The organism is Bradyrhizobium sp. LB13.1, assembly GCF_054056815.1.
In genome coordinates this window covers 1,553,657-1,567,437 of sequence record NZ_JBSRYQ010000001.1, presented here as the reverse complement: position 1 = coordinate 1,567,437, position 13,781 = coordinate 1,553,657, and the positions used below count along the sequence as shown (strand labels likewise).

Here is a 13,781-nt window from a genome sequence, read left to right as displayed (position 1 = left end):
TGAACTTGCGTCTTACAGACGGCGCCGCGAGGGATGTTTGCAGCTCGCTATGTGTCGGTTCTCTCCATCGCATATGAGTTGCCAACAGCTCTTGCTCTCTCGGCGGACATCGCCAAAAGAGCTACGTTCACTGGACTGGTTGCTGTTGCACTCCTGCTCGCTCTCATAGAGTACGCCGGATGATAGGGAGCGCAAAGATGGAATGCGCGCGCGGCGCGAATTTGACGCGCAGCGCGCGCTTGAAGCGTCAGCTGCGCTGACCGTTTCGTCCCCCAACTCTCAGACTGAAGCGGTTATCCGGACAGCGCGAAGCTGTCGCCGGAGGGTGTCGTCGCGGACAAGCACGACCGGGATGACGCAGACCGCTGCGCGCCGGCGCCAGGGCCCGAGGATGGACTTATCCGTACAGCACCCTCGGCAGGATCGTGACGATGCCGGGCCAGAGCGTCAGCAGCAGCACGAAGCCCACCATGATGAGGAGATAGGGCATCAGTGACGCGCGCGATGTAGCCGAGGCCGTCCTCGGTCAGGCCCTGGATGACGAAGAGGTTGAAGCCGACCGGCGGGGTGATTTGCGCCATCTCGACCGCGAGCACGAGGAAGATGCCGAACCAGATCTCGTCGAAGCCGGCACCCTTTACAATCGGCAGCACGATCGGCAGCGTCATCACGATCATCGAGAAGCCGTCGAGAAAGCAGCCGAGGATCAGGTAGAAGATAATCAGCACGACGATCAGCATGAAGGGCGACAGGCCAAGGCCCTTCACGAAGGCGGCGACCGCCTGCGGGATGCCGAGGAAGGCGGCCGCATTGCCGAGGATCGAGGCGCCGAGCACGATCAGCGCGATCATCGAGCAGGTCACGACCGAGCCGATCAGCACGTCGCGGATCACCTGCTGCGACATCGAACCCTGCGCCCAGGCGACCAGCGCCGCGCCGAGCACGCCGACTGCGGCGGCCTCCGACGGCGTCGCCAGCCCGCCATACATCGAGCCGAGCACGCAGGCGATCAGGAACAGCGCCGGCGCGAGGTCCTTCAGCGCCGCAAAACGTTCGCCCCACGGCACCTGCGAGAGTTTGGCTTCGGTCTCCGGTACCATACCGGGGTTGAGGGTCGTGTGCAGCATCACCCACCCCATGAAGGTGGCGGCCAGCAGCAGGCCGGGCAGCACGCCCGCCGTGAACAGTTTCAGGATCGAAACATCGCCAAGCACGCCGTAGATGATCATGATGTTGGACGGCGGGATTAAAAAGCCGAGCGTGCCGGCGCCGGCGAGCGAGCCGATCGCGATGTCGCGCGAATAGCCGCGGCGCAGCAACTCGTTGAGCGACATGCGACCGATCACCTGAGTCGTCGCCGCCGACGAGCCGGAGATCGCAGCGAAAATGGTGCAGCCGATCACATTCACATGCAGCAGCCGGCCGGGCAGAAGCCCCGCCCACGGCGCAAGCCCCTGGAACAGCGAACGTGACAAGCGGGTGCGAAACAGCAGCTCACCCATCAGAATGAACAGCGGCAGCGCCAGCAGCTCCTGCGTCGTCAAAATGTTCCAGGCGTATTGCGGCAGCAGCTTGTCGAGCGGGATCGAGCGGAACATCGCAAGCAGCAGCGTCGCGGTGAGCGCTAGCGTCAGGCCGATCCAGACGCCGCATGCCAGAAGCGCGAACAGGATCACGAACAGGCTGACAACTTCGATGGTCATGCGATCTTGAATCCGATTGCGAGCAAGGCGATCATTCGACGGGCGAGGCCTTCATGCGGTGATCCTCTAGCGGCAAGCCGAGCACCGCCTGGATCGCGCGCGCCAGGAACTGGAGGGTCAGCAGCAGCATGCCGAAGGTGACGACAGCCTGCGGAAACCACAGCGGAGTGTCGCTCGAGGTCGAAACCTGGCCGCGCACATAGGCGCCGAAGGCGAACTTCGCCATCGACGACGTCAGGAAGGCCATGAAGGCGAAGCCCGCGGCGGCCGACAAGATTTCGATCGCGCGCTGAAAGGGGGCCGGGACATTCTTCAGGAGCAGCACGACACGGATATGGCCGCCGACGCGGAGGGTCATAGCGGCGCCGAAGGTGAAGGACGCGGCCATCAGATAGGAGGAATACTCCCACGCGATCGAGATCGTGGGCGGAAAGAACGGCAGGAAGTTCGAGAGGAAGCGCGTTGCGACCTCGCACAGCATCAGCAGCGTCAGCATCAAGAGGCAGCCGCCGCCGATCCAGCCGTCCAGCCGGCCAAGACGGTCGATGCCGTCGAGCAGGATGCGCAGCGGCGCCGGCGCCGCTGCATTGAGACTATGCGGAGCCGCGGGCGAAACGCTGACCATGACCTGGCCTCAGCGCTTCATTTCAGCGAGATAGGCCCGCACCGGCTTGTCGGCCGCCGGCACGCGCTTGAGGAAAGCGTCGAGCTGCGGCGCGGTCTTGGCGCGAATGTCCGTGATCATGGCCCCCGAGACCGGCACCACCTCCATGCCGCCTTCCTTGAGCCGGTTGAGGCTGTCAACGTCCGCCTTGAGCGAGTTCGCCCAGAAGCCCGGCTCCATCTTCTCGGCAACTGCGGTGACCTGTTGTTGCTGGTCGCTCGATAGCGCCTTCCAGGAATCGAGGTTGACGGTGAGCATCTGCGACGACCAGACGTGGTTGGTCGGGTAGATGAATTTCAGGAATTCCCAGAATTTTCCGTCGACGCCCGACACCGCCGAAGTGGAGACGCCGGAGACCGCACCGGAGGCCAGCGCAGGGATCGTCTCGCCCCAGGGGATCATCACCGGCGCCATACCGACAACAGCCAGCATATCGACGGCGTTCTTGTCGGGCACGCGGATCTTGATGTTCTTCAACCCGTAGACATCGGTGACCTTGACCTTGAGGTGCAGATACTGCGTCGGCCACGGCACGATGTAGAGGATCTTCTGGTTGTTGCGCGCGGCGACCTTCACGTATTCGGGCCGCACATATTTGTGCAGCACCTTCAATTCGTCCATGGAGCCGCAGAGGAAGGGAATGCTCTCGACGCCCATGAACGGCTCATCGCCGACTTGCTGGATGTTGAGGACGTCGGCGAGCGGCACCAGACCGTCACGCACGGCGCGCAGATGCTCGGGGCCCTTGAAGCCGAGCTGGCCACCGGCCTTCACGGTGATCGCGACCGAACCGCCGGTCTGCTTCTTCACTTCCTCCGCGAAAGCAAACGCGTTCTGGGTGTGGAAATTGCCGTCGGGCCATACCGTCGACATGTCCCAGCTCACCGTCGCCGCCCGCGCGCGGGTCGAGATGTGGCCGGCTGCGACCAGAGTCGCCGCGCCCGCAGTAAAATTCCGTCGCGTGATCATTGAGCCCCTCCGTTCGCTACGCGCACGACGCCCGAGGCGTCATCGCGTATACCCATAAACTGCAACCGCGTTGTCGGCAGACACGAGGCCGCTTTCGATGTCGTCGCTGACGGCTGTCGGCGCGCGCTCCCGGGGATCGCCGATGCCGGCGCCGCCCGGCGTCAGCACCACCAGCCGGTCGTCCGGCGGCACCTGCTGAAAACCTTTTCCACGCAGCTTCTTGCCGGACTTCAGGCCGACATAGCCGGCCTCGCCGTTCTTGCCGCCATCGCGGCCGCGTGGCGGATGATCGATGCGGTCGAACGCCGCCAGGATGTCGAACGGCGCATCGACGCCGCTGCCGACCTCGATGATCTGGCCGAGCCCGCCGCGGGTGCGCCCTGCCCCGCCGGAATCCGGGCGCAGCTCCTTGCGCCAGAAGATCAGCGGCGTCTGCGTCTCGGCGATCTCGACCGGTGTACCGCGCACGCCGCTGGGATAGGCGGTCGCCGACAGTCCGTCCTTCGCGAAGCGCGCGCCGGTGCCGCCATTGGAGGTCACGGCCATCGAGAATCCGTAATTGCCGCCGGCGCCCGAGCGGGTCTGGCCGCGCACGTTGAGATTCCACAGGCACGAGGTGCCTTCCGCAGGCACGCGCTCGGGAATGATCTGGCGCAGGCAGCCGAACACGACGTCGGGCAGCATCTGGCCGATGATGTGGCGCGAGGCGACCGGCGCCGGCTTCGGCGCATTGAGGATCGCGCCTGGGGGAGCCGACACCGTCAGCGGCGAGAGCGAGCCGGCATTGTTCGGGATCTGCGAGGCGACGACGCAGCCGAGACCGAACACGGTGTAGGCGATGGTGTAGGACAAGGGCACGTTGATGCCGAACCTGGACGCGGCCGAGGTGCCGTCGAAATCGACGTGGATGCCTTCGTCCGAGATCGTCAGCGTGGCGGCCAGCGTGACCGGCGCGTCATAGCCGTCGACCACCATGGTGTTTCGCCAGGTGCCCTTCGGCAGTTTGGCGATCTCGGCCAGCACGGCCTCGCGCGAGCGGTCGCAAATGTAGTCGCCGAGCTCGTCGAGCGTGTCGATGTCGAACTCGGTCATCATCTCGACCAGGCGCTCGCAGCCGACGTCGTTGCAGCCGGCGAGCGAATAGGTGTCGCCCTCTCGGTGTCGATCGGCAGCCGCGTGTTGGTGCGGATCATCGCCATCAGCGTCTCGTTGACGACGCCCTGGTCGATCAGCTTCAGCATGGGAATGTAGAGCCCCTCCATGAACACGTCGGTGGCATCAGGGCCAAAGCCGATGCCGCCGATGTCCATGAGATGGCTGGTGCAGGAGAACAGCGCCACCGGCTTGCCGTCCTTGAAGCAGGGCGTGGTGACGACAAAATCGTTGAGATGGCCGGTGCCCATCCAGGGATCGTTGGTGATGTAGGCATCACCCTCCTTCATCGTCTCGATCGGGAACTGGGCGATGAAGTGCTTGACCGATTCCGCCATCGAATTGACGTGGCCGGGTGTGCCGGTCACCGCCTGCGCCAGCATTCGCCCCTTGAGGTCGAACACGCCGGCCGAGAGGTCGCCGCATTCGCGCACGATCGGGCTGAAGGCGGTGCGGAGCAGCACCTGCGCCTGCTCCTCGACCACGGCGATCAGCCGGTGCCACATGATCTGAAGGTCGATCAGGCTCGCGCCGCTTGCCTTGCTCATGATCAGGCTGCCTTCCGTTCCATGACAATGCTGCCGGCACCGTCGATATGGGCGTCGAAACTGGTGGAGACGAAGGTGGACGTTTCGTCCTCGGCGATCACGGCGGGTCCCGCAATGGTCGCGCCGGGCGCCATGTCTTCGCGGCGATAGAGCGGAATCTCGATCAGCTCCCCGGCCCGGCCGTCGAAGAATTTGCGCATGCCCGACGCCTTGCCGGCGGGCATGCGCGCCACATCGGCGACGCGCGGCGGATTGCGCGCCTCGGTGGTTGCAAGCACCGACCAGCTCAAGACCTCGATCGCAGCGCCCGGGATCGGCCGTTCGAACATCGCCGCATAATCCGCCTCGAAATTCTGGCGCAGGCCGGCCAGATCGGTCGTCGCCAACCGCCGGTTCGGCAACTCGATCGAGATCTCATGGCCCTGGCCGACATAGCGCATGAAGGCGGCGCGGCGCTCGCGGACCGGCGCGCCTGCTGCACCCGTCTCGACCAGCGCACGCGCTTCGGTCACCATCTCCTGGAGCAGGTCGGAAACACCATCGGTGTCGAAATCATCGAGCCGGACATGACGGCTGCGCACCAGCTCATAGGCGATCGGAGCGGCAAGGAAGCCAACGGCCGAGCCGACGCCGGCATTGGAAGGGACGATCACGCGGGAGACACCGATCTTCTCGGCGACGCGCGCTGCATGCAGCGGTGCCGCGCCACCGAAGGCGATCAGCGTGTGCTGACCGACAATCTCGCCGCGCTCGACCGCATGCACGCGCGCCGCACTCGCCATGTTCTCGCACACGACCTCGTGCACGGCATAGGCCGCAGTCTCCGCGGACAGACCCAGCGGCTCGCCCACGTCGCGCAGCAGCGCCTGTTTCGACAGCTCCGGATCGAGCTTGATCGTTCCACCCGCGAAGTCGTCGGGATCGATCATGCCGAGTGCGACGTCGGCATCCGTCACGGCCGGGCGCAGGCCGCCGCGACCGTAGCAGGCGGGCCCCGGCTCCGACGAGGCGCTCTCGGGGCCGACGGTGACGCGCTTCATCGCGTCGACATGGGCGATCGAGCCGCCGCCGGCGCCGATCTCCACCATCTCGATCACGGGAATCCGCACCGGCAGCCCCGAACCTTTCAGGAAGCGCGCGGCGCGATCGACCTCGAACACGCGCGAGGTCTCGGGCTGGTATTTTTCGATCAGGCAGATCTTTGCCGTGGTGCCGCCCATGTCGAAGGACAGCACCTTGCTCTCGCCGAGACGCGCCGCGATCTGCGCCGCGAAAATGGCGCCGCCGGCAGGACCGGATTCGACGAGACGCACCGGAAAGCGCCGCGCCGTCTCGATCGAGGTGACACCGCCGCCGGAGGTGACAAGATAGATCGCGCCGCGGTACTGCTCGACCTGCAAGGCGTCGGACATGCGGGCAAGATAGCCGTCGATCAGCGGTTGCACATAGGCATTGGCCACCGCAGTCGATGTGCGCTCATATTCGCGGATCTCCGGACACACCGCGGACGATACGGTCACGGAAATACCGGGCATCTCCTCGCTGATGATCGCAGCCGTGCGGCGCTCGTGCTCGGGGTTGGCGTAGGAGTGCAGGAACGCGATCGCGACACTCTCGACCTTCAGCGCGCGCAATCTTGGCGCGAGCGCGCGCACTGCAGCTTCGTCCAGCGGGAGGCGGACGGCGCCATGGGCGTCGATACGCTCGGGCACGGTGAAGCGCAGGGATCGCGGCGCGAGCGGCTTCGGCTTGTCGATGGAGAGGTCATACTGGTCGTAGCGGCTCTCGGTGCCGATATCGAGTACGTCGCGAAAGCCGTCGGTCGCGATCAGTGCCGTCTTGGCGCCGCGGCGCTCGATGATGGCGTTGGTCGCGAGCGTCGTGCCGTGAATGAAGACGTCGATGTCGCTGATATGCGCGCGCGCATCAGCGAGAATGAGCCGCATGCCATCGAGCACCGCCTGTTCGGGCCGCTGCGGCGTCGTCAGCAGCTTGCGCGTCTTGCGATCCTGCCCCACGTCCAGCACGATGTCGGTGAACGTGCCACCGATATCAACGGCAAGCCGCACCTCGGCTCCCTCAAGCATTCCAAATTCTCCGTGCTGATCGTCAAGACTGAGGACAAAAGCGCAGCAATTTCCATGCCATCGATGGCGCGGACATGCGGCGTTCGGCTATTCTGCTTGGCACCTATGCAATAGGCAAGGCGTGTTCGCAGCCTGCGCGATCAGAGCAGGAATGCAAGCGCCGCTTCGCAGCGCTCCTCGACCTTCAGCGTCAGGAGATCATCGGCGCGGGTGCGTCCGAGATTGACCGCAGCGATTGGGATTTGCCGATGCGCGGCAGCCTGCACGAAGCGGAAGCCGGAATAGACCATCAGCGAGGAGCCGACGATCAGCATGGCGTCGGCCTGCGCCAGATGATCCTGCGCGGATGCGACGACGTCGCGCGGGACGTTCTCGCCGAAGAACACGACGTCGGGCTTGAGAATTCCGCCGCAGGCCTCGCAGGCCGGGACCTTGAACGACGAAAAATCCGCATGCTCCAGGTCGGCGTCGCCATCGGGTGCATCGGCGGCATCGAGCGTCAGCCATTCCGCATTGGCGCGGCCGAGCGTCTCCTGAAATTCGCTCCGCGGCGCCTTTTGGCCGCAGCCCATGCAGCGGACCAGATCGAGCCTTCCGTGCAGGTCGATCACCTGGCGCTGGCCGGCGGATTGATGCAGCCGGTCGACGTTCTGGGTCAGCAGCATCCCGCAACGCCCGCTGGCCTCGAGCCGGGCGAGTGCGTGATGCGCATCGTTCGGCCTCGCCTGGCCGAACCTGCGCCAGCCGATCAGGCTGCGCGCCCAATAGCGCCGGCGCGTATGCTCTTCCGACATGAAGGCCTGGAAGTTCACCGGCTGGGTCCGCTTCCAGTTGCCGTGGCTGTCGCGGTAGTCGGGAATGCCGGAGTTCGTGCTGCACCCGGCGCCGGTCAGCACGAACAGTTTTTCGTGCCGGCCGACGAAATCCTGGAGCGGAGGGTTTGCCATGGCGCAGATGTAGGGCGCTCCGCCGGCTTTTGCCAGATCACCGCCGATCGGACAGGTCGAATCGCGATCAGCTCCACGTGCTCGACCTGATCGACCAGCCCGCCTCCGGTTGATCCGCACCCGAAACTTGGAGGCGCACGCCTAGCTCGCCCAGTTCTCGCGAAACTCGGGAAACAGGGTCAGGCCTCCGCAGGCATAGATGGTCTGGCCGGTGATGTAACTGGCATCATCCGACGCGAGGAACGCAAACACGGCGGCGATCTCTTCCGGCGTGCCCACGCGACCGAGCGGAATGTGGCTGGAGACGACACCGCGCTTTTCCGGGTCGCCGGTCCAGGCCGCGTTGATCGGCGTGTCGATCGCGCCGGGCCCGACCGCATTGACGCGAATGCCACGGCCGGCAAATTCGAGCGCCAGCGTACGCGTCAGATTGGCCATGCCGCCCTTGCTGATCGAATAAGCGAGATAGCCGGGTTTCGGGATGATCTGGTGCACGCTGGAGCAGTTGATGATGCTGCCGCCTGCTCCGCGCGCGACGAAATGGGCGAGCGCCTTCTGCGCGCAAAGCACGGCGCCGTTGAGATTGACGTCGATGATGCGGCGATAGGTTTCGATGTCGAGCGCCTCGCTCGGGGATTCCCGCTGGAAGCCGGCATTGTTGACGAGGCAATCGAGCCGTTTCCAGCGCGCCAAAATCGTCTCGAACATCGCGGCGATGTCCGGCTCATTGCCGACATCGGCCTTGACGATGACGTGGTCGAGCTTGCCATGGCCGCGGTCACCCGATGCCGTCCGCGCGAGCGCAAGCGTCTCCTCGGCCCCCTCAGGGTGACCGAAATAGTTGATGGCGACGGTCGCGCCCTCCTGGGCGAGCCGGATGGCGACCGCGCGGCCGATGCCTTGCGAGGCGCCTGTTATCAGCGCGTATTGGCCGACGAGGCGCGAGTGAAACGAGGTCGAACGATCGGTTTGTGGCATGGGTTCTCTCCGGGACGCCTGATCATCGACGGAACCGGCTTTTTGTTCCATCCCTCAGCGCATCGCTGCGATTCATTTAGCGCGCTGGGCCAGTGGCGAGCTTAGGATCTGGTAGAGGATGATGGCGCCGAAGGTTGCGGTGCCGATCCCGCCGATCGTGAACGCGCCGAATTTGAGCGTCAGATCGCCCGCGCCTGCGGTGAGCGCGACCGCGACGGTGATCAGGTTTGCCGGACTTGAGAAGTCGACCTTGTTCTCGACCCAGATCCGGCCCGCCATCGCGGCGATCAATCCGAACAGCACGATCGAGAGCCCACCGATGACGGGACCCGGGATCGAGAGGATCAGCGCGCCGAATTTCGGCGAGAAGCCGAGTACGATCGACACAATGGCCGCGAAGGCAAACAGCAAGGTCGAATAGACCTTCGTCGCCGCCATGACGCCGATGTTTTCGGCATAGGTGGTGACGCCGGTGCCGCCGCCACAGGCCGCCACGATGGTCGCGAGGCTATCGGCGAGCAAGGCGCGGCCGAGATAGCGATCGAGGCTCCGGCCTGTCATGGCGCCGACGGCCTTGATGTGACCGAGGTTCTCGGCGACGAGGATGATCGCAACCGGCGCGATCAGGACGATCGCATCGACCTGAAAGGTCGGCGTGGTGAAGCTCGGCAGGCCGATCCACGGCGCAGCCGCAAGCTGGGTGAAGTCAATCGGCTTGCCGAAACCGAGGCCGTTCGCGAACAGCAAGTACAAAAGATATCCACCGATCGCGCCGAGGATGACCGGCAGGCGGCGCCACAGGCCCGGAGCGGCAACGGCAACCACGCCGATCATCAGAACGGTCGCGAGCCCGATCCAGGTGTCGAACGCGCCCGCGCTCACCGCCTTGACCGCCACGGGCGCGAGGTTGAGGCCGATCGCGGCGACCACAGCACCGGTGACGGCCGGCGGCAGCAACCTCTCGACCCAGCCAACCCCCGACCACATCACAATCAGCGCAATCACGCCGTAGAGGACGCCGGCCCCGACGATGCCGCCAAGCGCAATCGACAGGTTCGGGTTCGGCCCGTGCCCGGCATAGCCGGTGGCAGCGATGACGACCGCGATGAAGGCGAAGCTCGATCCGAGATAGCTCGGCACGCGCCCCGCGACAATGACGAAGAAGATCAGCGTGCCGACGCCGGAGAACAGGACCGCAATATTGGGGTCGAACCCCATCAGCAGCGGCGCGATGATCGTCGAGCCCGACATTGCGACGCAATGCTGGAGACCGGAGACGACGGTCTGGCCGAGCGGCAATCGCTCCTCGGGCATGATCACGCCGGAGGACTTCAGCGTCCAACGCGGAAAATAGCCTTGCGCTCGCTCTTCGGAGCCCGTTGCAGTCGACATGTTCCCCCCGAGTTGCGGTGCAGCTATCAATCTTCGTGCGAACAGACAAAAATGTGATTGTCGCTTCTGCGGCGGCCATCACATGATGCAAATCAAACAAGATCAATACGTTCCGGGGCCTACTCTATGACACAAGTCGCGATCCAGCCAGCCATCCACCGCCGGCACCAGCCCTGGTACAAGGTCCTCTACGTCCAGGTTCTGATCGCGATCGTGCTCGGGGTGCTCATCGGCTATTTCTACCCCGATCTCGGCAAGGCCCTGAAGCCGCTCGGCGACGGCTTCATATCGCTGATCAAGATGATGATCGCGCCTGTGATCTTCTGCACCGTGGTGCACGGCATCTCCTCGATGGGCGACCTCAAGCGCGTCGGCCGGGTCGGACTGAAGTCACTGATCTATTTCGAGACGGTCTCGACTGTCGCGCTCGCGATAGGCCTACTGGTCGGCGAGGTGCTGCAGCCCGGCAGCGGCTTTAACATCGATCCCGCCACGATCGATCCGAAGTCGGTGGCGACCTACGTCACCAAGGCCAAGGAGGAAGGCATCGTCGCCCATTTGATGGCGATCATCCCCGACAGCTATCTTGGCGCCATCGCACGCGGCGATCTCTTGCAGGTGCTGCTGATCTCGATCCTGTCGGGCTTTGCCATTGCCTTTCTCGGCAAAGCCGGCGAGCCCATTGCGGAAGCGATCGACAAGGCCGCGAAGATGTTCTTCGGCATCATCCGCATCATCGTGCGTGTCGCCCCTATCGGTGCATTCGGCGCGATGGCGTTCACCGTCGGTGCCTACGGCCTCGGCTCACTGCTCAATCTCGCCGCCCTGATCGGCACGTTCTATCTCACCAGCATCCTGTTCGTGTTGATCGTGCTCGGCGCAATCGCACGGCTTGCCGGCTTCTCGATCCTGCGCTTCATCGCCTACATCAAGGACGAACTGCTGATCGTGCTCGGTACCTCGTCGTCGGAGACGGTGCTGCCGCAGATGATCCAGAAGATGGAGCATCTCGGCGCGTCGCGCTCGGTGGTCGGCCTCGTGATTCCGACCGGCTACAGCTTCAACCTCGACGGCACTAACATTTACATGACACTGGCGACGCTGTTTCTGGCGCAGGCGACCAACACCCATCTGACCATCTGGCAGGAACTCGGCATTCTCGGCATCGCCATGATCACCTCGAAGGGGGCATCGGGCGTGACCGGGGCGGGCTTCATCACGCTCGCGGCGACGCTCTCGATCGTGCCTGACATTCCGATCCAGTCGATCGCGATCCTGGTCGGCATCGACAAGTTCATGAGCGAGTGCCGCGCGCTGACCAATCTGATCGGCAACGGCGTTGCCTGCGTCGTCATCAGCCTCTCGGAAGGCGAACTCGACCGCGACGCCTTGCACGAGACCATGGCCCATCCGCTGGAGATGGGCGAAGCGCTGGAGCCCGGTGGAGGTGCGTAAGACCGCGCCCGGTTCCGACGCGGTAGTTTCCCGGAGTGGAAAATTGATGCGGCACGCCTCACAATACCGGTGTTGGGATCACGGATTGATACTCATTTTTTCCACCCGACGCGCTGGGGGCAGAGCGTCGGGTTTTTGTTGTTAGGACGACAGGCCTTGGCGAGCCGAATTATCCGGCCAGCTCGACCCTGCGCGTGATCCCTATCGCCTGCAAGAACGCCTCGTCATGACTGACGACGAGAAGCGCGCCGTCATAAGCCCTCAAACCTGCCTCGACGGCTTCGATGGAATCGATGTCCAGATGATTGGTCGGCTCGTCGAGGATCAGCAGGGACGGCGGCGTCGCCCCGCCCAGCACACAGGCGAGGCCCGCGCGAAACATTTGCCCGCCGCTCAGGTGTCCGACGATTTGCAAGGCCGCATCGGCGCGAAACATGAAACGCGCCAGCGCGGCATGGCACTCATTCGGACCCGCTTTCGGATTGAGACGCCCAAAATTGTCCAGGATGGAGATCGCGGGATCGAGCAGGCTGACCTTCTGGTCAAACAGCGCAAAGTCCGGCCTGACCCGCACGATGCCGGAGAGCGCATGCAGCTCCCCGGCGATGAGTTTCAGCAGCGTCGTCTTGCCGGAACCGTTGGGCCCGACAATGGCCACGCGCTCCGGTCCGGCGATCGCGAGCGATAGATCGTGCAGGATTATCCGGTCCGGCTGATAGCCAGCACTTACCCGATCCAGCCAAACCACCTCCCTCCCCGCCGGCAGGTGGGTCGAAGTTAGTTTCACCGACATTGGCTGAAGAATCTCGATGCGTCGGCGTGCGGTATCGACGGCCTCAAGCGCTTCCGCGCGACGCCGCTCAGCGATCTGCACATTCTTGCCGCCGCTGTCCTCGCTACGATCCTTGCGCGCGCCGGCGAGGATGCGCGGCATGTCGCCTTTGGCGCGCTTCTTCTTACCCCCGCTGTCCTTGCGCGCTTTCTTCTCCGCAGCTTCCTGCGCCTTCCCGTCGATCCCGGACAGGCGCCTCTCGGCATGTGCGAGATCGTGCCCGACAGCCGCAAGCGCGACGGCCTTCTGCTCGCGGTAACTGCTCCAATTGCCGCCGTATCGCGTGGCCCCGAGCGACGTCAGCTCGACAATTGCATCCATCGTTTCGAGCAGGCTTCGATCATGGCTGACGACAATCGCCCCACCGCGCCAGGACGCAAGGAAATCGATCACGGCCGCGCGTCCCTCCCGATCGAGATTGTTGGTGGGCTCGTCGAGCAGCAGGAAGTCCGGCTCCGCGAAGATCAGCGCGGCGAGGCGAACCCGCGTGATTTGCCCGCCCGACAAGCGATCAAGCTCGATCTCCGGAGCGACGCCGAATCCGACAAGCGCAAGAGCAGATGCAAGCCGTGTCTCAAGGGTCCAATCGACCTCGGAGACCTCATCGGCCGAAGCTTCCCCGCGTTCAGCCCGGCGAAGCAACTCCAGCGCTGGTCGCGCGCCGAACAGGTCGATCACCTTCGCGCCCGCAAGGAGCTGGACGCCCTGGCGTAGCAGTCCGACGGTGCCGTTGACGACAACGCGCCCCGATTGGGGGACGTGCTCGCGCGAGATCGACGCAAGCAGCGTCGTCTTCCCGACGCCGTTGCGGCCGACAAGGCCGGTCCGCTCGGCGCCGAACGTCAGATCGATATTGGAAAAAAGAGGGCGGCCGTCAGGCGTGGACAGCGTCAGATTCGACAGGATGATTGAAGCAGGCATGGAATTCCCCGTGAGCAAGGCAGGTCGGCTTTGCGGTCGGGGTAAAATCCAAGGCTGCGAATATCCTGATTGGAGACTGTCTAAGTAGTCCCGTTGAAGGGCGAGATCAAGGCGAGGCTCGCAGAGGCGACAG

General features: G+C 64.4%; 8 protein-coding genes and 2 pseudogenes. 1 reads left to right on the top strand and 9 read right to left on the bottom strand.

Annotated elements, in window-relative coordinates; genetic code table 11:
- Positions 1 to 397: 397 nt before the first annotated feature.
- The 8 genes and pseudogenes from ACVWYI_RS07310 to ACVWYI_RS07275 form a co-directional block, all read right to left on the bottom strand.
- Positions 398 to 1,703 (bottom strand): annotated as a pseudogene (locus tag ACVWYI_RS07310) (TRAP transporter large permease).
- A 31-nt stretch (positions 1,704 to 1,734) separates the two neighbouring features.
- Complete coding sequence (locus tag ACVWYI_RS07305; protein WP_456661607.1) at positions 1,735 to 2,328, bottom strand: TRAP transporter small permease subunit; 594 nt, start codon at positions 2,326 to 2,328, stop codon at positions 1,735 to 1,737.
- Positions 2,329 to 2,337: 9 nt separating this feature from the next.
- Entirely contained in the window at positions 2,338 to 3,336 is a 999-nt protein-coding gene (locus tag ACVWYI_RS07300) for a TRAP transporter substrate-binding protein (RefSeq protein ID WP_456661606.1), read from the bottom strand.
- Positions 3,337 to 3,375: 39 nt separating this feature from the next.
- Positions 3,376 to 5,036: pseudogene (locus ACVWYI_RS07295) on the bottom strand (hydantoinase B/oxoprolinase family protein).
- Between the two features lie 2 nt (positions 5,037 to 5,038).
- Complete coding sequence (locus ACVWYI_RS07290; protein WP_456661605.1) at positions 5,039 to 7,123, bottom strand: hydantoinase/oxoprolinase family protein; 2,085 nt, start codon at positions 7,121 to 7,123, stop codon at positions 5,039 to 5,041.
- A 140-nt stretch (positions 7,124 to 7,263) separates the two neighbouring features.
- On the bottom strand, positions 7,264 to 8,070 hold the full coding sequence (locus ACVWYI_RS07285) for an NAD-dependent protein deacetylase (RefSeq protein ID WP_247342936.1): 807 nt from the start codon (positions 8,068 to 8,070) through the stop codon (positions 7,264 to 7,266).
- A 141-nt stretch (positions 8,071 to 8,211) separates the two neighbouring features.
- Positions 8,212 to 9,048 (bottom strand): SDR family oxidoreductase, encoded by an 837-nt coding sequence (locus tag ACVWYI_RS07280; protein ID WP_456661604.1) that lies wholly within the window; start codon positions 9,046 to 9,048, stop codon positions 8,212 to 8,214.
- Positions 9,049 to 9,120: 72 nt separating this feature from the next.
- On the bottom strand, positions 9,121 to 10,440 hold the full coding sequence (locus ACVWYI_RS07275) for a solute carrier family 23 protein (protein WP_456648417.1): 1,320 nt from the start codon (positions 10,438 to 10,440) through the stop codon (positions 9,121 to 9,123).
- Between the two features lie 126 nt (positions 10,441 to 10,566).
- Here ACVWYI_RS07275 and ACVWYI_RS07270 point away from each other — a divergent pair, with 126 nt between their 5' ends.
- Positions 10,567 to 11,895, top strand: a complete 1,329-nt coding sequence (locus ACVWYI_RS07270) for a dicarboxylate/amino acid:cation symporter (protein WP_247342926.1) — start codon at positions 10,567 to 10,569, stop codon at positions 11,893 to 11,895.
- Between the two features lie 169 nt (positions 11,896 to 12,064).
- Here ACVWYI_RS07270 and ACVWYI_RS07265 read toward each other — a convergent pair whose 3' ends face one another.
- On the bottom strand, positions 12,065 to 13,648 hold the full coding sequence (locus ACVWYI_RS07265; RefSeq protein ID WP_456661603.1) for an ABC-F family ATP-binding cassette domain-containing protein: 1,584 nt from the start codon (positions 13,646 to 13,648) through the stop codon (positions 12,065 to 12,067).
- Between the last annotated feature and the right edge of the window lie 133 nt (positions 13,649 to 13,781).